Origin of the sequence: Pseudoalteromonas porphyrae (genome assembly GCF_001298125.1) — a bacterium.
Taxonomy (GTDB): Bacteria; Pseudomonadota; Gammaproteobacteria; order Enterobacterales; family Alteromonadaceae; genus Pseudoalteromonas; species Pseudoalteromonas neustonica.
Genome location: NZ_LHPH01000029.1, coordinates 20,497 through 43,028 on the forward strand (window position 1 = coordinate 20,497; position 22,532 = coordinate 43,028).

At 40.4% G+C, this 22,532-nt stretch carries 18 protein-coding genes and 1 pseudogene; 7 read left to right on the top strand and 12 right to left on the bottom strand.

Annotation, left to right across the window (positions count from 1 at the left end):
• Window positions 1-5 precede the first annotated feature (5 nt).
• The 3 genes from ADS77_RS18910 to ADS77_RS18920 form a co-directional block, all read right to left on the bottom strand.
• Window positions 6-620 (bottom strand): YigZ family protein, encoded by a 615-nt coding sequence (locus ADS77_RS18910; protein ID WP_054206577.1) that lies wholly within the window; start codon window positions 618-620, stop codon window positions 6-8.
• A 68-nt stretch (window positions 621-688) separates the two neighbouring features.
• Entirely contained in the window at window positions 689-2,011 is a 1,323-nt protein-coding gene (gene pepQ / locus ADS77_RS18915) for a Xaa-Pro dipeptidase (RefSeq protein ID WP_054455833.1), read from the bottom strand.
• A 98-nt stretch (window positions 2,012-2,109) separates the two neighbouring features.
• Window positions 2,110-3,996, bottom strand: coding sequence for a transglycosylase SLT domain-containing protein (locus ADS77_RS18920; protein WP_054455835.1), 1,887 nt, complete (start codon window positions 3,994-3,996; stop codon window positions 2,110-2,112).
• Between the two features lie 194 nt (window positions 3,997-4,190).
• On the opposite strand from ADS77_RS18920, the gene fadB reads away from it, so the two are divergent.
• From fadB to tusA, 3 genes are all read left to right on the top strand, one after another.
• A complete protein-coding gene (gene fadB, locus ADS77_RS18925; RefSeq protein ID WP_054455837.1) occupies window positions 4,191-6,350 on the top strand; it encodes a fatty acid oxidation complex subunit alpha FadB in 2,160 nt (719 codons plus the stop codon).
• 4 nt (window positions 6,351-6,354) lie between these two features.
• A complete protein-coding gene (fadA, locus tag ADS77_RS18930; protein WP_054206581.1) occupies window positions 6,355-7,524 on the top strand; it encodes an acetyl-CoA C-acyltransferase FadA in 1,170 nt (389 codons plus the stop codon).
• Window positions 7,525-7,722: 198 nt separating this feature from the next.
• Entirely contained in the window at window positions 7,723-7,962 is a 240-nt protein-coding gene (gene tusA, locus ADS77_RS18935; protein ID WP_054206582.1) for a sulfurtransferase TusA, read from the top strand.
• Between the two features lie 69 nt (window positions 7,963-8,031).
• On the opposite strand, the gene ADS77_RS22775 is transcribed toward tusA, so the two are convergent.
• From ADS77_RS22775 to dnaA, 9 genes and pseudogenes are all read right to left on the bottom strand, one after another.
• The gene (locus ADS77_RS22775; RefSeq protein ID WP_235575810.1) at window positions 8,032-8,685 is read right to left on the bottom strand and encodes a hypothetical protein; all 654 of its coding nucleotides are present in this window, start codon (window positions 8,683-8,685) and stop codon (window positions 8,032-8,034) included.
• 99 nt (window positions 8,686-8,784) lie between these two features.
• Window positions 8,785-9,540 (bottom strand): annotated as a pseudogene (locus tag ADS77_RS22780) (P-loop NTPase fold protein); the annotation flags it as partial.
• A gap of 69 nt (window positions 9,541-9,609) precedes the next feature.
• Window positions 9,610-10,059 carry a hypothetical protein gene (locus tag ADS77_RS18945; RefSeq protein ID WP_054455838.1) on the bottom strand — a complete coding sequence of 150 codons (450 nt, stop codon included), beginning with the start codon at window positions 10,057-10,059 and terminating at the stop codon, window positions 9,610-9,612.
• A gap of 60 nt (window positions 10,060-10,119) precedes the next feature.
• Window positions 10,120-12,189: a glycine--tRNA ligase subunit beta gene (glyS, locus tag ADS77_RS18950; RefSeq protein ID WP_054455840.1), complete on the bottom strand. Its 2,070-nt coding sequence runs from the start codon at window positions 12,187-12,189 to the stop codon at window positions 10,120-10,122.
• Window position 12,190: 1 nt separating this feature from the next.
• Complete coding sequence (glyQ, locus tag ADS77_RS18955; protein ID WP_054206587.1) at window positions 12,191-13,093, bottom strand: glycine--tRNA ligase subunit alpha; 903 nt, start codon at window positions 13,091-13,093, stop codon at window positions 12,191-12,193.
• Between the two features lie 142 nt (window positions 13,094-13,235).
• On the bottom strand, window positions 13,236-15,662 hold the full coding sequence (gyrB, locus tag ADS77_RS18960; protein WP_054455841.1) for a DNA topoisomerase (ATP-hydrolyzing) subunit B: 2,427 nt from the start codon (window positions 15,660-15,662) through the stop codon (window positions 13,236-13,238).
• 12 nt (window positions 15,663-15,674) lie between these two features.
• The gene (gene recF, locus ADS77_RS18965; RefSeq protein ID WP_054206589.1) at window positions 15,675-16,769 is read right to left on the bottom strand and encodes a DNA replication/repair protein RecF; all 1,095 of its coding nucleotides are present in this window, start codon (window positions 16,767-16,769) and stop codon (window positions 15,675-15,677) included.
• A 6-nt stretch (window positions 16,770-16,775) separates the two neighbouring features.
• Window positions 16,776-17,879 (bottom strand): DNA polymerase III subunit beta, encoded by a 1,104-nt coding sequence (gene dnaN / locus ADS77_RS18970; protein ID WP_054206590.1) that lies wholly within the window; start codon window positions 17,877-17,879, stop codon window positions 16,776-16,778.
• A 13-nt stretch (window positions 17,880-17,892) separates the two neighbouring features.
• On the bottom strand, window positions 17,893-19,287 hold the full coding sequence (gene dnaA / locus ADS77_RS18975; protein WP_054206591.1) for a chromosomal replication initiator protein DnaA: 1,395 nt from the start codon (window positions 19,285-19,287) through the stop codon (window positions 17,893-17,895).
• 505 nt (window positions 19,288-19,792) lie between these two features.
• Here dnaA and rpmH point away from each other — a divergent pair.
• The 4 genes from rpmH (at window position 19,793) to yidC (ending at window position 22,447) form a co-directional block, all read left to right on the top strand.
• Window positions 19,793-19,927 (top strand): 50S ribosomal protein L34, encoded by a 135-nt coding sequence (gene rpmH, locus ADS77_RS18980; RefSeq protein WP_004335215.1) that lies wholly within the window; start codon window positions 19,793-19,795, stop codon window positions 19,925-19,927.
• A gap of 7 nt (window positions 19,928-19,934) precedes the next feature.
• Window positions 19,935-20,360 carry a ribonuclease P protein component gene (rnpA, locus tag ADS77_RS18985; RefSeq protein ID WP_054206592.1) on the top strand — a complete coding sequence of 142 codons (426 nt, stop codon included), beginning with the start codon at window positions 19,935-19,937 and terminating at the stop codon, window positions 20,358-20,360.
• 126 nt (window positions 20,361-20,486) lie between these two features.
• Window positions 20,487-20,762: a membrane protein insertion efficiency factor YidD gene (yidD, locus tag ADS77_RS18990; protein ID WP_054206593.1), complete on the top strand. Its 276-nt coding sequence runs from the start codon at window positions 20,487-20,489 to the stop codon at window positions 20,760-20,762.
• A gap of 8 nt (window positions 20,763-20,770) precedes the next feature.
• On the top strand, window positions 20,771-22,447 hold the full coding sequence (gene yidC / locus ADS77_RS18995; RefSeq protein ID WP_054206594.1) for a membrane protein insertase YidC: 1,677 nt from the start codon (window positions 20,771-20,773) through the stop codon (window positions 22,445-22,447).
• Window positions 22,448-22,532 lie beyond the last annotated feature (85 nt).

The window sequence follows — 22,532 nt, forward strand, 5'->3', positions numbered from 1 at the left end:
TTGTCTTACTCTTTAATACTTAACTCAACCGCACCATGGCTCAAATCATAAATATCTTTTATGGCTTGCTTAGCTTGGCGGCTATCAATAGTAATAACCCATTCAATATTAGCAGTAAATTGTTTTTCGATATTAAGTACTTGGTACTGTGTTTTCAGCAACTGCTCTATCGCTCCTTGCGCACTGTAATCACTATAACCAATCAGCTCCACACTGGGGACTTTTAAGGTTGTTGTTAAATGCGCCAACGCATTATTGAGTGATCCACCATAGGCTCGCACTAAACCACCGGTTCCTAACTTTATACCACCAAAGTAGCGCGTAACCACAGCTGTGATCTCCCCTAAACCAGATCCTACCAGCACATTTAGCATTGGCTTACCCGCCGTGCCGTTAGGCTCGCCATCATCAGAAAATCCATACACATGACTACCGCCCGGGTTACCTGCTACATGTGCCCAACAGTTATGACGCGCATCACTGTACTTTTCTTCAATACTTTTAATGAATGCTTTTGCACAGGCTAAATCGGGCGTATGTGCAATGTGCACAATAAAGGTGCTTTTTTTAATTTCTTCTTGATGAAACACATCCGCTGCGGGGTATTTATATTCTGACATACTTTAGTTAACCAATATTCAACCAAAAAAATGGGGCCATATGGCCCCAATCATTCAAACTTAGAGAATTAAGCTAAGTTTAGATCACGCGTCATATTTTCTAAGCTGTCTTCGTGTACGATAATGTTATCTTCGATACGAATACCACCAAATGGTTTAAACGCTTCAACTTTTTCCCAGTTAATAAACTGTTTGTTGTCGGTTTGCGCTAAATCACCTAATAGTGAATCTATGAAATATAAACCAGGCTCAATGGTGAACACTTGGTTTTTCTCAATCAAACGAGTACAACGTAAGAAAGGATGCCCTTCTGGCGGCGCTTGATGCGCACCACTTTCATCAGCCATAAAGCCGCCCATGTCATGTACTTGCAAACCAAGATGATGGCCAAGTCCATGCGGGAAGAAAGTAGATGTAATGCCGCGCTCAACAATTTCAGCTGCGGGTAGTTTAACAATATTAAAGTCACTCAGTACTTGCGCTACACGCTGGTGGCAATCTAAGTGAAGCTCGCCATATAGCATACCCGGCTTTAACGCTTTCCCTAATGCAACTTGATGATCAGTCATTACATTGATTAAATCAGCAAATTCACCTGATTTTTTAAAATCGTAGGTACGGGTAATATCAGCGGCATAACCGTTAAAATTAGCACCAGCATCAATTAAGAATGAATGATGTGCGTGTGGCGCTTTAGGATCAAAATGCGTGTAATGCAAAATAGCGCAGTTTTCGTTAAGTGCCACAATATTGCCGTACGGCATTTCATTTTCACTTTGACGTGTAGCGATTAAGTAAGCTTGTTGAATATCAAACTCTGAGCCACCATTAAAGAAGGTGTCGCGCGCTGCTTTATGACCATCAACTGCAATACGGTTTGCTTGGCGTAAACATTCAAGCTCATATTGAGTTTTATACGCACGATGATAGTTAAAGTAATTAAGTACTGGCTCAGGGTTCATAATATTAAAACCGAGCGCTTGTGCAACTTCTAAGTACTCACCAATATAAGCATAATTTGCTTTATCGTACGGTAATAGCTTTTCAACTTGATCAGGCTTAAGTAACAGCTCAATATCAAAGTAGTCAGCCCAAAAATCACGCGGCTCATCAGGTACTTTATGCCAGAAATCAACAGGGCGATAAAATATTAACTTTGGCTTATCAGTCCCATTTATAACTATCCAACAATGTGGGTTATCGATTACAGGTAACCAAGCTTTAAAATGCGGGTTAACTTTAAACGGATAATACATGTCATCTAAAAATTGGCGCTTAGCTTGTCCTGAGTGGATCACTAAACCTTCTAATCCTTCACGCTCAACAATAGTTTGAGTACGCTGCTGCAGTGTTGCAATATGTTCGGCGTATAAAACGGCTAATTTATCCATAGTAAACCCATCTGTTAAATTTAACTTGCACTGAGTCTATCATAGACTCATATATCCCCAAACCACCAGCAGATGCGCTAAAGCATCTGAGGGGATCTTTACCCACCCATTTTCATTTCTAAAATAGGCGCTAATATATTCCCCTCACGCCCCAAACGCGTGTGGTAAACCTGTCTATAAGCGAATACATTCTTAACATAGTCGCGTGTTTCTCGATACGGAATAAGCTCTACCCATAACTCCGCAGGCATCGCCTCTTTTGGCAACCAACGCTTTATGCGATGATACCCTGCATTATATGACGCTGTTGCAAGCACCTCGTTACCTTTATTTTTCTTTTTTAGATACTCTAAATACTCAGTACCTAAGCGAATATTGGTTTTGGGTTGATTTAAACGACTTCCTGACACTCTACTCTTATTTACATATTTAGCGGTACTAGGCAATAATTGCATTAACCCTCGTGCATTGGCATGCGAACGTGCGTCGGGCGCAAAGGAACTTTCTCGACGAGAAATCGCAATACTCCAGGTCACATCAATGTGGTTACGTTTACTGTAGCGCTCAAATAAATCTTGAAAGGCAAATGGAAAACGCAGCTCCACATAATCCCACGCTTTAATTTGCGCTAAGGTGTAAATAGTACTGTCGTACCAATCAAGTTCGGCAGCCAATTTTGACGCTGCCAATTTCTCTTCTTCACTTGATGTATTCGTTAAATAATTCCACTCTCGTCGTGCTGAAGTAAAGCGTTTTAACTCATACAACGCTTTTGCCCGTTTAAAACCTGGTGCATTAGCAACATTAAGCATCAACTTGTCACTCACTAGTAAAGGTTGATTATTCAACTGCACGGGTAATCCCAAGCGCGCAGCTGCTAAAAAGCCATAATAATCTCGCTCTTGCGCAACTCCCTGCCAAATTGTATTTGCTCTTTCCTTATCACCACGTTGTTCTAAACTATAGGCCAACCAATATTGCTGACCGAGGCTGAGATTTTCTTTACCAGTAAAAAACGCCACAATGCCCGACCAATCTTGAGTTTTGAGCATATTACCCAATTGCCATTGCATCAATTTACGGTCTTGGCGCTCTTTAGGTACTTTACTTAACCAAAAACGTGCTTCTTCATGGCCACTTGAAGCAAGCGCTAACGCAAATGTATAATAAACATCAGCTTTTTGCTCATCGGTGTAATCAAACATCGCGTCTAGTTTTTCCCACGCTTTAAGTGCTAAAGCCTTATCACGCCAAATTAGTCGCTTAATACCATAATGGGCTATTTCACCTTCTTTAACTGACTTGTGCTTATAACGATATAAACCCGCCGCAGAACTTGGATCACTGCGTACTTTACTGTACAGATCGGCCAAATATTGTTCTTTACGAGGCAACAACGTCTTTAAATAAGGTAATAAGCTACGCGTACCTCCTTGAGCAGACAAAGTTATACGTTGCCACACTAACTTTTCACTCATATAACCTTGCTTGCGCCATAAGCTAAATAATGAATCACACTCTTTGGGCTGTGACTTACCTACCACCCATAAATCGGTGACCTGATTAAAAATTGCTTTTTTTGGGGCACCCAAATCCAGCTGGTATTTTAGATAAGTACAAGTCAGCTCATTATTTCTAGTGGTACGGTAATTTTGTATATATGCAGCTTTACGATTATGCTTTTGTAAATGCTGTAACCATGCTTTACGTACTGGCCACTCCAATGGTGTGTGTTCGTAAATTGATAAATAATTTTCTATCTCAGATTGACGCTCAATACTTGGGTTTCGTTGCCAATACATTTTTTCAACGTACGGCTTAAGTGGATGATCGAGCTGTATTGCTGCTTCCTTAAACTCTTGATAACTTCCATTTTTAGCTATTTTTTCAGCGCTTAAAAATGCCTTATGGGCAGAATCGGCTTGGGCAGAAAAAAAAGGAAAGAGTAATGCAGCTGCCGTAAAACCTAACAATTGTTTTTTCATGATGACCTTAAATATTCAAAGGTAAATAAAAGACAAACACTTCACCTACACCTTAGCATCAAACAAGCTATATTTTAACCAGTAGAAAGTCCGCTTAGTAAATTTTTCGTTGCATTTTTAATTTAAAGCAAGCACACTGATTGAAATGCAAACTCATCGTACCAGTCTTAGTTCACTAACTAGGGAGAATAATAATGTTATATAAAAGCGATTCCTTTGAAGTTGCTTTCATCAAGGATAATATCGCCGAGTTCAAATTTTGTGTTGCAGGTTCTGTAAACACCTTGTCTCAGCAAACCTTGAAAGATTGCGCTTACGCATTAAAAGAATTAGCCGCCAACAGCGACATCAAAGGCATGATTTTTACCAGTGATAAAGACCACTTTATTATTGGTGCCGATATTTTCGAATTTTTACCGACATTCACTAAGCCAGAAGCTGAATTAGTTACCTGGATTAAAGATGCCACTGATGTTTTTGATGCGGTAGAAGATTTACCATTCCCAACTCTAAGCGCCATAAACGGCTTAGCACTTGGCGGTGGTTGTGAGTGGGTACTCGCTACCGATTATCGTGTTGCTAGTACAACCGCAAAAATTGGCTTACCAGAAGTTAAACTTGGCATAATGCCAGGATTTGGTGGCACAGTGCGCTTACCGCGCATTGTTGGCGCCGATAACGCCATGCTTTGGATCACCGCCGGTTCTGAAAATCGTGCAGCTGACGCCCTCAAAGTAGGCGCTGTTGACGCGGTAGTTAGTGCTGACAAACTTTTAGAGTCAAGTATATCAACACTTGAATTAGCAATTGCTGGCAAGCTAGATTGGCAAGCAAAGCGTAATGTAAAACTCCAACCGCTTAAATTAAACCGCGTTGAGCAAGGCATGAGCTTTGCAATGGCAGAAGGTATGGTAATGGGTAAAACCAAAGGCCACTATCCTGCTCCTATCATGGCGGTTCGTACTATTAAAGCAGCTGCTAACTGTGAACGCGCCGAAGCAATGGCAATTGAAAATGCCAACTTTGCTAAATTAGCTCGTACACCAGAAGCTGCGGCGCAAACAGGTATATTCTTAGCTGATCAATACATCAAAGGTAAAGCGCGCAAACAAGCTAAAGCCAGTGATGTAGCCATTAAACAAGCAGCTGTACTTGGTGCTGGTATTATGGGCGGTGGTATTGCTTACCAATCGGCTTATAAAGGCACGCCAATCATAATGAAAGACATCCAGCAGGATGCGCTTGATTTAGGTATGACCGAAGCATCTAAGTTTTTAGGCCAAAAAGTTCAACGTGGTCATATGACGATGGACAAAATGGTTGCGACGTTAGGTAAAATCAAACCAACTCTTAACGATAGCGATTTACAAAGCGCTAATATCGTAGTTGAAGCCGTTGTTGAAAACCCTAAAGTTAAACAAGCGGTGCTTGCAGGTCTTGAAAAAGATATGCCAGCAGGTACGATTCTAACCTCAAACACATCAACAATTCGTATTGATGAGTTAGCGACTGCCCTTGAAAAGCCTGAAAACTTCTGTGGTATGCACTTCTTTAACCCTGTGCCTAAAATGCCATTAGTTGAGATTATCCGCGGCGAGAAAACCTCGGAAAAAACCATTAATGCCGTCGTTGATTACGCCTTAAAACTAGGTAAATCTCCAATTGTTGTAAATGACTGCCCAGGTTTCTTTGTAAACCGCGTTTTATTCCCATACTTTGCAGGCTTTAGTAAATTAGTTGTCGAAGGCGCTAACTTTGCCAAAGTAGATAAAGTAATGGAAAACGTGTTTGGTTGGCCAATGGGCCCGGCATACTTACTTGATGTTGTAGGTATTGATACTGCATATCATTGTACAGGTGTTATGGCTGATGGTTTCCCTGAGCGCATGTCACGAGCAGAAAAAGATCCAGTTTCAGTATTCGCTAACGAAAAACGTTTTGGTCAAAAGAACAAAGCGGGTTTCTACCAATATGCGCCAGATCGTCGTGGCCGCTTGAAAAAAGCCCAAGATCCACAATCAGTTGAGCTACTGAGTTCAATCACTGATGCACCAAAAGAGTTTGATAAACAAGAAATTATCGATCGCTGTATGGTGCCAATGATCAACGAAGTGCTACTTTGTTTACAAGAAAACATTGTTGCTTCTCCACAAGAAGCTGACATGGCACTTATTTACGGCATCGGTTTCCCTCCATTTAGAGGCGGTGCGTTCCGTTACTTAGATCAAACTGGGCTAGCTAACTTTGTTGCAACCGCAGACAAATACGCTCACCTAGGTGCGATTTACCAAGTATCTGAGCAAACTCGCAAATGGGCTGAAGAAGGCCGTATTTTCTATAAGGTGGAAGGATAAGACCATGAATACTCCAGTAATTGTAGATTGTATTCGCACGCCAATGGGCCGTTCTAAAAACGGTGTATTTAAACACAAGCGTGCCGAAGATTTAAGTGCTCACCTAATGAAGGGTTTACTTGATCGCAACCCAGCCGTTGATCCAGCATCGATTGACGATATCTATTGGGGTTGCGTACAACAAACTTTAGAGCAAGGTTTTAACGTTGCACGTAATGCATCATTGCTTGCAGGCATTCCGCATTCTGTTCCTGCAACAACGGTGAATCGTTTATGTGGTTCATCAATGCAGGCATTACATGACGCTGCTCGCGCAATTATGACTGGCGCGGGTGACACCTACCTAATTGGTGGTGTTGAGCACATGGGTCACGTACCAATGACTCACGGTAATGATTTCCATCCAGGTCTTGCAACTTCAATCGCGCAAGCATCTGGTTCAATGGGTTTAACAGCAGAATACCTAGCAACAATTCACGGCATTAGCCGTGAGCAGCAAGACCAATTTGCATATCGTTCGCATCAGCGTGCTCATGCAGCAACAGTTGAAGGTCGTTTCCGTCGCGAAATCCTCGCAATGGAAGGTCATGATGATAATGGCTCACTGATTTTAGTTGAAGATGACGAAGTAATTCGCCCAGAAACAACAGTAGAAGGCTTATCACAGCTTCGCCCTGTGTTTAATCCTGCATCGGGCTCAGTAACTGCCGGTACGTCTTCAGCTCTTTCTGATGGTGCATCTGCGATGTTAGTAATGAGCGAAGAAAAAGCGAAAGCTCTTGGCCTGCCAATTCGTGCACGCGTAAAAGCGATGGCGGTTGCGGGTTGCGATCCATCAATTATGGGTTACGGCCCAGTACCAGCGAGTAAAAAAGCACTTGCACAAGCTGGTATCACTATTGATGACATCGACGTAGCTGAACTTAACGAAGCATTTGCCGCGCAATCACTACCGGTATTAAAAGACTTAGGTCTTGCTGATGTAGTTGATGAAAAAGTGAACCTAAACGGCGGTGCTATCGCTCTTGGTCACCCTCTGGGTTGTTCAGGCTCGCGTATTAGCACATCGCTTATTCACTTAATGGAAGATAAAAACGCAAGATACGGTTTAGCGACCATGTGTATTGGTTTAGGCCAAGGCATCGCGACTATATTTGAACGTGTTCAAGACTAATTAGTTTGAACACGTAAACCATCTCTTGGTGATTAAAAGCCGTACTGATTAATTCAGTACGGCTTTTTTATGATTCGTTTCCCAGATTGGCCTTGATATGTATCATTGAAGTGGCTTTATTTATCGCGCTCAGGTCGTTAAACTAGCAGCCTTAAATTAACCATTAAATGCGACCGCATACGCTAAGGTAAATCAACCATGAGTTTTGATAACCCCGATCACCAATTAGACGCCATCGGCCTACGCTGCCCAGAGCCTGTCATGATGATCAGAAGCGCGGTACGCAAAATGGAAAATGGCGAAACCTTATTAATCACCGCAGACGACCCCTCCACTACCCGCGACATCCCCAGCTTCTGCATGTTTATGGATCACACCCTAATAGCTAAAGAAGTAGATGCCGTACCGTATAGGTATTTAGTGAAGAAAGGGCTGTAAAAGCTATCAGCTATCAGCTATCAGCTATCAGCTATCAGCTATCAGCTATCAGCTATCAGCTATCAGCTATCAGCTATCAGAAAACTTATTAGTTAAGCTTATTAAACTCAAGTAATAATCGAAGGTTGCTAGGTTTATTCCAAATAAAGTCATATATGCTTGTAATAATTGAGAGTCGCTAATATCACCACGACTATCGTAATCAAATGTATGCACAAACCCCGGATTTCGTATATTGCCCTCGCGCCTTAAAACTTCATTAAAGCACTCTATGTAAGCTAAGATATCTATATTAGGGAAACCTCTGCTATAACGCAGTAGCTTCTGTTTCTCGTGATCAGGTATTTTTAATACTTGTTTTATATCGCTATTACCGTCACCGGTTAAGGTCATCTCTTCTAATGTTTTTTGTAGGTTAAGTTTTTCATCTGATAATATTAAAGTTGTTGCCTTGGAATCAAAATAAAAATACTCAGCAACAAGAGTAGAATGAAAATAATCAAACTCTGATTTATTAAACATATAAAGGCATATCAATACAGATAGAACAACAATATCCACTGTTTTTTCGTTCTCTATTAACTCAATGGATGTTAATAACCTATCAGCTAACTGCATTGCAGATCTTGGTGGCAACTTTTTCCAATGAGCAATTTTTACAATTAGTAATGATACTTTCTGTTTAAGATCTTCATCATTTGTAGAGAGGAATGGGAAAAGCAAAATACTACGCTCTTTTAATTTGTCGTAATTTCAGATTGATAGATCACAATTAGCCTCTAACAGGGAAGGTGAAACATTCACTTCAAGGTGATATTTAGTATCGAAAATATGTTTTATTGCTTCTAGCATTTCTACTGCATATGTTGGGCGGCAGCGGTCTAACTCATCAATGAATATGAATGCAGGGTAATCAGGAGCTGTTGCTCGCAGTCCATTTTTAGGTTTTTCAATGGCGTATTTAACTAACTCTTTAATTGTTGTTTTTAGTTCTTTTACACCTTTTTTATAATCACTATGCTCTTTGAATGCTTGGGTCGTCATAGCTTCCATTGCTGCTGATAAATCTAATGACTTATTGTTTTGTGTTGATGGTGTAGCATCTGTGTCAGAGCTTTCTTCAACAAATAAATCATCAATATCAAATCCACCATAGCGTTTAACTAACGCAGCTAGAATTTTAGGTAGTATTGATATGCCAATATTCTTAAAGCTTTTTCTTTTGGCTTGAGTTAAATGACTTTTGTTAATTGTTTCTAAAAGTTGCTCTTGTATTTCAGCAAGAACGGTAATAATGGGTGAATCCATAAAGTCATTTGACCAAGCATCTATATACACTACAGGGTGCTCGTGCTTTAAGTCTTCAGCCCAACGTTTTACGAAATAAGTTTTACCTGCGCCCCATTCAGCATTAACGTTAATTACATAAGAAGATTTATTAGGCTTTTCTCTATTCGAGTTTGAGCGACGAACAAGAATCTTAGTCAGAAGTTCAGCATCTTGCTTTCTATTTAACTGATCAGCAGGATAAGTAACACCATTAATATTTACTTCTTCATTCCACTGCTTAATACTCATTCTAACGTCCTTGTCACAAATCTAAAAATTCACTCGGGCAACTGAAAGCTGACGGCTTAAAGCTGACAGCTATTTTTTAGTTATCGTCACTTTCGGTTGATCATAGTCACTATAATCAATACTGACGATATAACTGCCTTTAATTGCTGGTGTGAAGCTTAAGTAGTTATAGGTAGTATCGCAATCGGCTAAAACGCTTTGCCCTAGCGTTAGTGCTTGACCCGTTGGGTCTTGTTCACTGAATCCGCAATTATAACCTGCGCTCCAATCCATATCGGCAATTTTAAATTCGTACACTTTACCTGGCGTTGAGAATTTCACGTTCGCTTGATAAAGCGCAGGCGCGACTTGAGTAAATGCATATTGCGTTTCTGCGTCCCATAAATTGAAGTCACCCCGTAAGTACATAGTACGGTCAAGCTCTTTACTTGGTAGTACATCGCTAATATCAGGCATTTGTATTTGGCTTGAACATGCGGTTAATAAGCTTGCGAGCGCAAGCGTAATAATTCGTTTCATTAGTTAACCTCTTATACAAAAAAGCCAGCATAGCTGCTGGCTTTTTAATCTACGCTTAATTTACTTCTGCAGTACAGAAATATCAGCAATATCTAAAAATAGACCGCTAAGTTGACTTAGTAATGCTAAACGATTTTGCTTAACGGCTTCATCGTCTGCCATTACCATTACGTTATCAAAGAAGTTATCAACACTTTCACGGATACCCGCAAGTTGTGCTAATGCTTCTTGATAATCGCCCGCAGCATAAAGCGGAGCAAGGTCAGTGGCAAATTTTGCGACTTGTGCTGCAAGCGCTTTTTCAGCGTCGTCGCTTAATAAACTCTCATCAACAGTGCCTTGTGCTGTAATGTTATTCTTAGCAAGAATATTACTTACACGTTTATTTGCTGCTGCAAGCGCTTCTGCCGCGTCTAACGTACGGAAGTGGCTTACGGCTTTAACACGACGGTCAAAATCAACTGGTTTAGTTGGACGGCGTACTAACACAGCTTGAATAACATCAACTTCAATGCCTTCGTCTTGATACCAAGCGCGGAAGCGCCCTAGCATAAATTCAAATACATCGTTTGATACATTTGCGTTTGTTAGCTTTTCGCCAAACAAACTTTGCGACTTAGCAACCAGATCAAGAATGTCTAATGACAACTCTTTCTCAACCATAATACGTAGTGCACCAATAGCAGCACGACGAAGAGCAAATGGGTCTTTATCGCCTTTTGGCGCTTGGCCAATACCAAATATACCCACCAGCGTGTCAAACTTATCTGCAATCGCAACAGCGCAACTGATCAAGTTTGTTGGTAAGCTATCGCCGGCAAAGCGTGGCATGTACTGCTCGTTTTGTGCCATGGCTACATCTTCAGCTTCACCGTCATGACGTGCATAGTGCATCCCCATAACACCTTGAACGTCAGTAAACTCCATGACCATTTCAGTCATTAGGTCAGTTTTACTTAACAAACCAGCGCGCTCTGCAAGGGCTTTATCTGCACCAAGTTGTTCAGCGATATAACCGGCAAGTTGTGCAATACGCTCAGACTTGTCTTTAAGCGTGCCCAATTGCTTTTGGAACAATACGCTATCAAGTGATTCTAGGCGGCTTTCAAGTGTTTTCTTTTTATCTGTTTCAAAAAAGAACTGCGCATCAGCCAAACGTGGGCGCACTACTTTTTCATTACCAGAAATTACAACGGCTGGGTTTTTACTTTCAATGTTTGACACAAACAAAAACTTGTTAAGTAATTTACCATCTTGATCTAGTAACGGGAAATATTTTTGATCGTCTTTCATGGTGTAGATCAGCGCTTCGGCTGGTACATCTAAAAATGCTTCTTCAAATGTTGCGGTCAAGGTAACTGGCCATTCAACAAGTGAAGTTACTTCTTCAAGTAAATCTTCATCCATTGCAACAACGGCATTAACTGCTTTTGCTGCCGCTTCAATTTGGCTACGTATTTGCGCTTTGCGCTCCTCGTAATCAGCAACAACATGTGCAGACTTAAGCACCTCAAAAACATCATCAGCATGGTTAATGCTAATTTTTTCTGGGTGATGAAAACGATGGCCTTGTAGTTGGTTGCTAATTACTTTACCAAGCACTTCGCCTTCGATTAATTGATCACCAAACAAAATAGTTGCAGTATGAACCGGACGAATAAATTGAGTTTTATTCGAGCCCCAGCGCATTGGTTTCGGTATAGGTAATTTAGCCAATGCTTTATTTACTACATCATTCATTAACGCAGTAGTGTCTTTACCTGCAACTTTGGCAATATGTAGTAACCATGCGCCTTTATCGGTTTCAAGTGTTTGTGCTTCACTTACTTCGATACCACAACCACGAGCCCAACCCATTGCCGCTTTAGTTGGGTTACCTTCTGCATCAAATGCAGCTTTAGTTGCAGGGCCGCGTTTTTCAACTTCTTTGTCTTGTTGCTTAGCTTCTAATGCTGTTACTTGTAAACCTAAACGACGAGGCGATGCATACCAACTAACACCTTGGTGAGTAAGCTCTAAGCTCGCAAGTTCAGCGGTTAAGTTTACAGAAAATGCTTCTGCAAGTTTACGCAGTGATTTTGGTGGCAACTCTTCAGTGCCAATTTCGACTAATAAATTTTGTGCTGACATGCTACTTATCCTTACACAGCGGGAAACCAAGCGCTTCGCGTGCATCATAATAACTTTGTGCACATGCTTTAGATAACGCTCGAACGCGTAAAATATAACGTTGGCGCTCTGTCACTGAAATTGCATGACGTGCATCAAGCAAGTTAAATGCATGCGATGCTTTCATTACCTGCTCATACGCTGGTAATGGTAAGCCAGCTTCAATTAGCTTTTGGCTTTGCGCTTCACATTTATCAAACTGTGCAAACTGATCTTCAACGTTAGCATGTTCAAAATTATACTTTGATTGCTCAACTTCGTTTTGGTGAAAAACATCGCCATAGGTAACACGACCCATTGGACCATCAGCCCAAACAAGATCGTAAATACTGTCAACGCCTTGAATGTACATTGCTAGGCGCTCAAGTCCGTAGGTGATTTCACCCGTTACAGGAGAGCACTCTAAGCCACCCACTTGTTGAAAGTAAGTAAACTGTGTTACTTCCATGCCGTTTAACCAAATCTCCCAACCAAGACCCCATGCACCTAATGTAGGTGACTCCCAGTTGTCTTCTACAAAGCGAACTTCGTCAGTAAGTGTATCAATGCCTACAGCGGCTAAAGAGCCTAAATAAAGCTCTTGAATATTCTCTGGTGATGGTTTTAATACCACTTGGAATTGATAGTAATGCTGTAAGCGATTTGGATTTTCACCATAACGGCCATCGGTAGGACGGCGACATGGTTGTACATACGCGCTCGACATTGGCTCTGGACCAATAGATTTTAAGAATGTTTGCGGGTGAAATGTCCCTGCGCCTACTTCCATATCGAGTGGCTGAATAATGACACAGCCTTGCTGTGCCCAGTAATCCTGTAAAGCCAGGATCAAACCTTGAAAGGTTTTAACGTCATATTTTTGCATATTTGGCTTTTAGTATCTGCTGTGATGTAGCGTGAAAATTACACTCAGTATACCTTGTGCGAAGTCAGGTTTTAAGCAGTTTGTGCAATTGCGGTCAATAAAAAAGGAGCCCTTGGGCTCCTTTTTTGATTCTCAAAGAGAATTAAACATCGAGGTTAACTACGCGTAATGCGTTCGTTTCGATAAACTCACGGCGCGGTTCAACTTGGTCACCCATTAACGTAGCGAATAATTGGTCTGCACCAACGGCATCTTCAATGGTTACTTGCAGCATACGACGAGCTGAAGGATCCATAGTAGTTTCCCATAGTTGACTTGGATTCATTTCACCCAGTCCTTTATAGCGTTGGATGTATAAACCACGCTTAGACTCAGTGATTAACCACTCTAATGCATCTACAAAGTTATCTACGGCTAGGGTCTTCTCACCACGTTGAATATAAGCACCTTCACTTAGGATATTGGCAATGTTAGTGCCCGTCACTGCGATGCGCTTATAATCACGTGAAGAGATAAAGTCATGGCTTAGTACATGTGCTTTATCAACACCATGTTGGCGAATATTGATCACTGGGTAATACAAGTTACGCTCAGTATCGTGCTCAGTTGCAGCAGCAAAGATTGTCGCATCTTCATCACGCTCAACTAAATCGGCGACAAGGGTATTAGTCCATGCAATGACTTTGGCTTCGTCAGACAAATCAGCTTCGTTTAGTTCTGTTTGATAAATTAAACGTTCCATCACTGTGTTCGGGTATTTACGCTTTAAGCGCTCAATAACTTTTACAGTATTTTGGTAATCATGAACAATCGATTCTAAAGCCTCACCTTCAAGTGCCGATGCATCTGCGCTGGTATACAGTGCAGCACCATTTAATGCTAATGAAGTTAGGTATTCGACAAGCGCTGGATCATCTTTAATATAACGCTCTTGTTTACCTTTTTTCACTTTATAAAGTGGTGGTTGTGCAATATAAATATAACCGCGTTCTACGATTTCTGGCATTTGACGATAGAAGAAGGTCAATAGTAGCGTACGAATGTGCGAACCATCGACGTCAGCATCGGTCATGATAATAATACGATGATAGCGTAACTTTTCAGGGTTATACTCATCACGGCCAATACCACAACCAAGTGCAGTGATAAGGGTTGCTACTTCTTGTGAAGAAAGCATCTTATCAAAACGCGCTTTTTCTACGTTTAGTATTTTACCTTTAAGCGGAAGAATCGCTTGATTCTTACGGTTACGACCCTGCTTGGCTGATCCGCCAGCAGAGTCCCCTTCCACTATATATAGTTCAGACTGTGCTGGATCTTTTTCTTGGCAATCTGCTAACTTACCTGGTAAACCAGCTAAATCCATAGCGCCTTTGCGACGAGTCATTTCACGGGCTTTACGCGCGGCTTCACGAGCACGCGAAGCATCAATGATCTTACCAACAACTATCTTCGCATCCACTGGATTCTCTAGTAAGAATTCAGTGAATTTTTCAGCCATTGCTTGTTCTACCGCGGATTTAACTTCGCTCGAAACTAGCTTATCTTTCGTTTGTGATGAGAACTTAGGATCAGGAACTTTAACGCTTACAACTGCAGTCAAGCCTTCACGGGCATCATCACCGGTGGCATTACTGGTTGTTTTAGCTTTTTTGTTAAAGCCTTCTTTTTCCATATAGTTGTTAAGTGTACGTGTTAGCGCAGATCTGAAACCGGCTAAATGAGTACCACCATCACGTTGTGGAATGTTATTTGTAAAACAGTAAATGTTTTCTTGGTAAGCATCATTCCACTGCATTGACACTTCAACGCTAATTCCATCTTCTTCACGTTCGTGGGTAAAGTGGAATACACCTTTATGGATAGGTGTTTTGTTACGATTTAAGTATTCTACAAACGCTTGAATACCCCCTTCATATTTGAAGTGGTCACTTTTATTCTCTTCGCGTTCATCATTTAAAATAATACTCACACCTGAATTCAGGAATGATAATTCGCGTAAACGCTTAGCTAGAATATCGTAATGAAAATCTAAGTTAGTAAATGTTTCAGCACTTGGCCAAAAACGCAGTTCAGTACCTGTTGTTTCTGAATCGCCAATTACAGCTAATGGCGCGTCAGGAACACCCATTGTATAAAACTGCTCATGCAATTTGCCTTCGCGGCGAACTGTTAACTTTAATTTTTCTGAAAGCGCATTAACTACTGAAACACCAACACCGTGCAAGCCACCTGATACTTTATATGAGTTATCATCAAACTTACCACCAGCATGCAGTACTGTCATAATTACTTCAGCAGCTGATACACCTTCTTCTTCATGAATAGACGTTGGAATACCACGGCCGTTATCTCGAACAGAGACTGAACCATCTAAATGAATTGTCACATAGATGTCATCACAATGACCTGCTAAGGCTTCATCGATAGAGTTATCAACGACCTCAAACACCATGTGGTGTAAGCCTGTGCCATCATCGGTGTCCCCTATATACATTCCAGGACGCTTTCTTACTGCGTCTAATCCTTTTAGTACTTTAATACTCGACGAATCGTAATTCTCAGACATGGTTAATCCCACTTATCTTGTTATTAGGTTGCCATGTTTCACGTGGAACATTTGTAGTTCTCGTTGCATGGGTTCCACCACAGCAGAAATACTTTCGGATTCAATAGCAGAGATAAATATTTGAGAGCGACAGTGCGACAGTAATTGGCCGACCTTCTCTTTCGTATCTTCCCCTAACTCCGAAGGTAAATCATCTATTAGCAATATTGATTGCTTTTCTGTCTCTGACTCAATCAAACTATTTTGCGTTACTTTTAACGCATAAAGCAATAGTTTGAGTTGACCGCGTGAGAATGTATTCTCAACACTGTTGCCAGCGACACTAAAACTAAAATCAGCTTTATGTGGCCCTTTATTTGTAAAGCCTTGGCGACTATCGCGCTCAAAACTTTGCTCAAGAGCATCGGCTAGAGATTCACTCTCTTTCCATCCAGCATAAAAGCTTATTTCTAAATCGCGTATAAGCGTTAATTCTGCACACATTTTACCAAAAAACTGCTGCTTAAACCTACTTATATACGCAATTCGTAAATTATTTATTTGTTCTGCCAGTCTAACAAATTCTTTATCCCAAAACTTGATTTGGTCAAAATAATTCTTAGGCTTACTTTTCAGTAGTGCATTACGTTGTTTCAATACTTTATTGAACGATTGCCAGAGATAAAAAAAGTCTTGTTCCACGTGGAACAATCCTAAATCTAAAAACTTTCTCCGTTCTTTAGGTCCGCCAAAAAACAGTGAATAGCTTTCAGGAGTAATTACCTGCACAGGCATTAACTGAGCAAGTTCAGACACTCGACGGCTAGATTTACCCTGTATTTTTAATTCTGTTTCACCACTGAGTGTTTTACTAATACCAATTGGTATCGATAAATTGTAAAGAGACTTACGACCATGAATGGTAAATTTTTCTTGATGGTGAGTAATGATACTTCGGTGTTTAGGCGTGCGAAATGATTTGCCATGAGAAAGGAAATATATCGCCTCTAAAAGGCTCGTTTTACCACTACCGTTTTCACCATATATTACATTTATTCCATCAATTGGCTCTAATGTGAGAGCCTCAATATTACGAAAATGACTGAGGCTCAAATGACTTAAACTCATAAGTGACTATAAGCGCATAGGCATAACAACGTACATGGCTTCTTCATCACCCGCACCTTCGATCAATGCACTACTATTCGAATCGGCAAGCGTAAATAATACATCTTCTGTTTTAAGTGTATTCAATACATCAAGCACATAGGAAACGTTAAAGCCTATTTCTAAATCATCACCTTGATACCCAACTTCAACAATTTCTTCTGCTTGCTCTTGCTCTGGGTTATTGGCTGTAATTTTTAATAGCCCATTCGATAAGTTTAAACGTACGCCTCTAAACTTTTCGTTCGACAATATTGATACTCGTTGAAACGCACTGCGTAACCACTCGCGGTTTGCAGTAATCACTTTATCTCCGCCACGAGGTAAAACACGACGGTAATCAGGAAAGCGTCCATCAACTAATTTACTGGTAAAAGTAAATTCAGTGTCAATAATACGAATGTGGTTAGCACCAAACTGAATTGTTACTAACTCATCATCAGCAACCATCAATCGCATAATTTCTTGCACGCCTTTACGCGGAATAATTAACTGGCGCTGAGTATTTAATGACTGCGGCAACTGCTTTTGTGCGATTGCTAAACGGTGACCATCTGTTGCGACTGTTTTAATGTCTGCATTATCTACTTCAAACGACATGCCATTTAAGTAATAACGTACATCTTGGTTTGCCATTGAGAAATGGGTGCTTTCAAGTAATTTTCGCAGCTCAAGTCGGGTTAGCTGAAACTCAACCTCGCCGTCCCACTGCTCTAAATTAGGGAAGTCTTCAGCAGCAAGCGTTGTTAATGAAAAACGACTTTTACCACTGGTCAGTAGTAACTGATGATCTTGACTTGCTAATGTCAGCTCTGAACCGTCTGGCAAGCTTTTACAAATATCGAGTAATTTTTTAGCTGGCAAAGTCAATTTTGTATCATCAACATCGTCGCCAACAAACACGTTTGCGACGAGCTCAATTTCTAGGTCTGTACCTGTCATTGAAAGCAGACCATCTTCAACCTCTAACAAAACGTTAGATAGAATCGGCAAAGTATGTTTGCGCTCGATTGCACCCGATACTTGCACTAAAGGTTTTAAGAATTGATCTCTTGATATGGTTATTTGCATAATAAAGTCAGCCTTAAGATGACAATGTTCTTATTAGGTTTTGATAATCTTCTTTCACTTCGTGGCTTTCGTCACGTAGTGATTTAATTTTACGACATGCATGTAACACAGTCGTGTGATCACGCCCGCCAAATGCATCGCCAATCTCCGGTAAGCTGTGATTAGTCAACTCTTTAGACAATGCCATTGCTACTTGGCGAGGCCTCGCTATAGAACGACTACGGCGCTTTGACAGAAGATCTGAAATTCGAATACGGTAATACTCTGCAACTGTGCGTTGAATATTATCTATTGTTACTAGCTTGTCCTGCAAGGCGAGTAAATCACGTAATGCTTCTTTTACAAAATCGATAGAAATTGGACGACCAGTAAAGTTTGCATTGGCAATAACACGGTTAAGTGCCCCTTCTAATTCACGTACATTTGAACGTAATTTTTTTGCGATAAAAAAGGCAACTTCATGCGGTAAATTAATTTTACTCTGCTGCGCTTTTTTCATCAAAATTGCAACTCGCGTCTCAAGCTCTGGCGGCTCTATTGCGATAGTTAAACCCCAACCAAAACGCGATTTAAGGCGATCTTCAACCCCTTCAATCTCTTTTGGATAACGATCAGAGGTTAAAATAATTTGTTGATTACCTTCAAGTAACGCATTGAAAGTATGGAAAAATTCTTCCTGTGAACGCTCTTTATTAGCAAAAAACTGAATATCATCGATCATTAAAGCATCAACGCTACGATAATAACGTTTAAATTCTTCGATAGCGTTATTTTGCAGTGCTTTAACCATATCTTGCACAAAACGTTCTGAGTGCATGTAAACAATTTTTGCATCTGGCTTATTTGCCAAAATACCATTACCAACCGCATGTAATAAATGCGTTTTACCTAAGCCAGTGCCACCGTATATAAATACAGGGTTAAAAGCAGCGCCTGGATTATCGGCTACTTGCGTTGCCGCAGCTTTAGCTAACTGATTAGATTTACCTTCTACAAAGCTGTCAAAAGTATAGTTTTCTTTAATATTCGATTTATAAGCAGATTTAGGCGCAGGCTCTACAACAGCTTTAGCTTCTTTAGGTTGCTGACGACTTGCTGGTTGCGAAAAAGTAACCGATGAATTATCAACTACAGGTGCAGTCGCTGCCTGAGTATTCAAAATTGGTTTACTGCCTACATCAAAACGTAACTCTGGTGCTTCGTCTTTACAGATTTCTACAAGTAGTTCATTAATCCGGTTTAAATATTTTTCTCTCACCCAATCAAGAACAAAACGATTAGGCGCATAAATCGTCAGGGTATCTTCGGTACTTTCTGCTTGAAGTGGTCTTACCCACATACTGAACTGCTGCGAAGGCAGTTCATCTTGCAATACATATAAACAACTTTGCCAAACCGACAGATACACAGTTAAACTCCCAAAGATTCAGTTTCATTCCCGGTCATCAATAATGATGGAAAATTAAACATTTACGACTACAAATTAGGCATTTATTTCACCCAAGACCGAGTATTATGAAGGGACTTTATCCACAAGTACAAGATTGATTTCTTTTAAAAAGATGATCTCTGCACAAAAAACATTTAAAACACTGATTTTAAATGAATATTATTTTCCCAACCAAAGGATGATCATAACAAAAAACACGTTAGATCGCGATTAAAACCTACGATCTATTTTAGTTACCCCAAGCTTTTATGCACTTTTTATACAGTGGCTGTGGAAAACTTCTTTATTATAAGGATCCTAATAGATCCCCAGCTTAGATCTATTATACCTTTATACTATTAATGTAATTATGATTGACTTTATGGGCCTTCATCTATAATATCTCGCGCTCGCAATGGCACCTGTGCCAGGATCGCGACCTGCATAGGATGTTTTAACCTTTAACCGATCGGATGGAATTGTTATGAAGAGAACTTTTCAACCTAGCGTTTTAAAACGCAAACGTGCACACGGTTTCCGTGCTCGCATGGCAACTGTAAATGGCCGTAAAGTATTAGCTCGTCGCCGCGCTAAAGGCCGTAAAGTTCTTTCTGCTTAATATATAAGTGGAAGACTTTAACTTTGGCAGGGAGTTACGTCTGTTAACTCCCTCGCATTACTCTCGCATCTTTAATGAACCCGCTCGGGCCGCAACTCCTTTTTTTACCTTATTAGCAAAACCCAATGACCAAGCAAAACCTCGCTTAGGACTCACTGTCGCTAAAAAACGGGTTAAAAAAGCTTGCCAACGAAACCGTATTAAACGTCTTGCTCGCGAAAGTTTTCGTTTAAACCAACACACTATTGATAATATCGATATTGTTTTGATGGTTAAAAGTGGTATTGATGAACAGTCAAATGAAGAGCTAACTAAACAACTCGGTAAGTTATGGCGTAAAATTAATGAACGCTGTAAACCTGATGCGCCTAAACCACCACCCTTTAAAAAACGCCCTAACAAATCGGCTAAATCCAATAAACAAAGCCAATAGCAATAGAATTATAGGGTTAATTAAGGTATCTTTAGCTCACCTTTTAATCATGCATTTAAAATTCCATTTAGGGTGTTTAAATTCATGGTATCCACCCACTAAATATTACGCAGAGGCATGAACATCATGAGGTTAATCAAACCACTTGTTGCTTTTCCAAAGCGCTGTTTAGTGTTATTAATTCGGGGTTATCAAAAGTGGATTAGTCCGCTATTAGGTCCGCATTGTCGCTTTAATCCAACCTGCTCCACTTATGCTATTCAAGCAATTAATTTGCATGGATTAATAAAAGGGGGTTGGTTAGCGATTAAACGCATATTAAAATGCCATCCTTTACATTCAGGCGGGGATGATCCCGTGCCTGAAAAAATAACCCATATTAACCACCAACACGAGAAATAAGAGCTGTTATGGAATCGCAACGCACGTTTTTATTCATCGGCTTGATGCTTGTATCATTTTTATTATTCCAAGAATGGAATAGTGATTACAATGCACCAAAAGTCGATCCTAGTGCCAACACACAAACACTAAAATCTAATTCGCTTAATTCTGATGATTATATTCCATCATCAGCAGATGGTGAGTTACCAACTGCAGCAACCAGTGCAAAACGCTCTGTAATCGAAGTTACAACTGACGTATTCACTGTAAAAATTGATACCCGCGGTGGTGATATTGTTGAATCAGACCTACTCCAATATGAAGAAGTAAAAGGTGAAGAAACACCATTTATGCTTTTAGGTGAGTTTGATGGCAACCAATACTTCTCGCAAAGTGGTTTAGCAGGTTTAAATGGCCCAGATGCTTCAACAGAAGGTCGCCCTGTTTATAGCACCGAACAAAAAAGCTTTACCTTAAAGGGTGATGAACTTCGCGTTCCTTTAACATTTACTGATAGCAACGGTGTGACGTTTACTAAAACCTATGTATTCAAAAAAGGCCAATATGATGTTGCCCTTGAGTACACTGTTAACAACGTAACTAACTCACCTATTCAAGTACAACTTTACACACAAGTAGAACGTACAATACAAGAAAAAGGCAGCTTAGTTGATCAAAACTACCTTGGTGCCGCTTACGGTAGTGCCGATGAACCATATGAAAAATACAGCTTTTCAGATATGGCAGATAAAAACCTCAGCATTAATACGACTGGTGGTTACATTGCCTTTATTCAGCATTACTTTGTAAGTGCCTGGGTGCCTGCACAAGACCAACAAAATACCCTTTACAGCGTAATAAAAAATGGCACCGCAGCCATTATTGGTACTAAAGCAGAACCTGTTAATATTCAAGCTGGTACGCAAGCTAAAATTAGTGCTACTTATTATATGGGCCCGAAAGAGTCTGATAAATTAGAAGCGCTTCACCCAAATTTAGATTTAACAGTCGATTACGGTTGGTTATTTTTTATCTCACAGCCTTTATTCGAACTACTTAAATTTTTATACTCGGGTGAAGGTTCGTTTTTTGGATTATTTGATATCAGCATTGGTGGTTTAGGTAACTGGGGACTGGCTATTATCGCCATTACTATTATTGTTAAATCATTAATGTACCCACTAACTAAAGCGCAATACACGTCAATGGCGAAGATGCGTGCTCTACAACCTAAAATGGCTGCATTAAAAGAAAAATATGGTGACGACCGTCAAAAGTTCGGCCAAGCGACCATGGAAATGTACAAAAAAGAGAAAGTAAACCCAATGGGTGGCTGCTTCCCTATTTTGCTACAAATGCCAATCTTCTTAGCGTTGTTTTATGTATTTTTAGAATCTACAGAACTTCGCCATGCTGAGTTTTTCTTATGGTTAACTGACTTATCAGCGAAAGACCCATACTACGTATTACCAATCTTGTTTGGTGCGAGTATGTTTATAACGCAGAAGCTACAACCAATGACGGTTACCGATCCAATGCAACAAAAGATGATGACCTTTATGCCGGTTATCTTCTCAGTGTTCTTCCTTTGGTTCCCATCAGGTCTAGTACTTTACTGGTTAGTATCAAACCTTATCTCTATCGCACAAATGCTCTATATTTATCGCGGTATGGAAAAACAAGGAATAAAAGTAAGGGGCTAATTGCTCGTTTACTTAGATAAAGGCGACTTAGGTCGCCTTTTTTATTGCCTGCTTATCTCTTTAACTATTCTAGCGAGTTAAAAAA

What these genes read in the sequence shown, in the direction of transcription:
- ADS77_RS18910 (WP_054206577.1), bottom strand. Translation starts at nt 620, where the DNA reads ATGTCAGAATATAAATACCCCGCAGCGGATGTGTTTCATCAAGAAGAA.
- pepQ (WP_054455833.1), bottom strand. Translation starts at nt 2,011, where the DNA reads ATGGATAAATTAGCCGTTTTATACGCCGAACATATTGCAACACTGCAG.
- ADS77_RS18920 (WP_054455835.1), bottom strand. Translation starts at nt 3,996, where the DNA reads ATGAAAAAACAATTGTTAGGTTTTACGGCAGCTGCATTACTCTTTCCT.
- fadB (WP_054455837.1), top strand. Translation starts at nt 4,191, where the DNA reads ATGTTATATAAAAGCGATTCCTTTGAAGTTGCTTTCATCAAGGATAAT.
- fadA (WP_054206581.1), top strand. Translation starts at nt 6,355, where the DNA reads ATGAATACTCCAGTAATTGTAGATTGTATTCGCACGCCAATGGGCCGT.
- tusA (WP_054206582.1), top strand. Translation starts at nt 7,723, where the DNA reads ATGAGTTTTGATAACCCCGATCACCAATTAGACGCCATCGGCCTACGC.
- ADS77_RS18945 (WP_054455838.1), bottom strand. Translation starts at nt 10,059, where the DNA reads ATGAAACGAATTATTACGCTTGCGCTCGCAAGCTTATTAACCGCATGT.
- glyS (WP_054455840.1), bottom strand. Translation starts at nt 12,189, where the DNA reads ATGTCAGCACAAAATTTATTAGTCGAAATTGGCACTGAAGAGTTGCCA.
- glyQ (WP_054206587.1), bottom strand. Translation starts at nt 13,093, where the DNA reads ATGCAAAAATATGACGTTAAAACCTTTCAAGGTTTGATCCTGGCTTTA.
- gyrB (WP_054455841.1), bottom strand. Translation starts at nt 15,662, where the DNA reads ATGTCTGAGAATTACGATTCGTCGAGTATTAAAGTACTAAAAGGATTA.
- recF (WP_054206589.1), bottom strand. Translation starts at nt 16,769, where the DNA reads ATGAGTTTAAGTCATTTGAGCCTCAGTCATTTTCGTAATATTGAGGCT.
- dnaN (WP_054206590.1), bottom strand. Translation starts at nt 17,879, where the DNA reads ATGCAAATAACCATATCAAGAGATCAATTCTTAAAACCTTTAGTGCAA.
- rpmH (WP_004335215.1), top strand. Translation starts at nt 19,793, where the DNA reads ATGAAGAGAACTTTTCAACCTAGCGTTTTAAAACGCAAACGTGCACAC.
- yidD (WP_054206593.1), top strand. Translation starts at nt 20,487, where the DNA reads ATGAGGTTAATCAAACCACTTGTTGCTTTTCCAAAGCGCTGTTTAGTG.
- yidC (WP_054206594.1), top strand. Translation starts at nt 20,771, where the DNA reads ATGGAATCGCAACGCACGTTTTTATTCATCGGCTTGATGCTTGTATCA.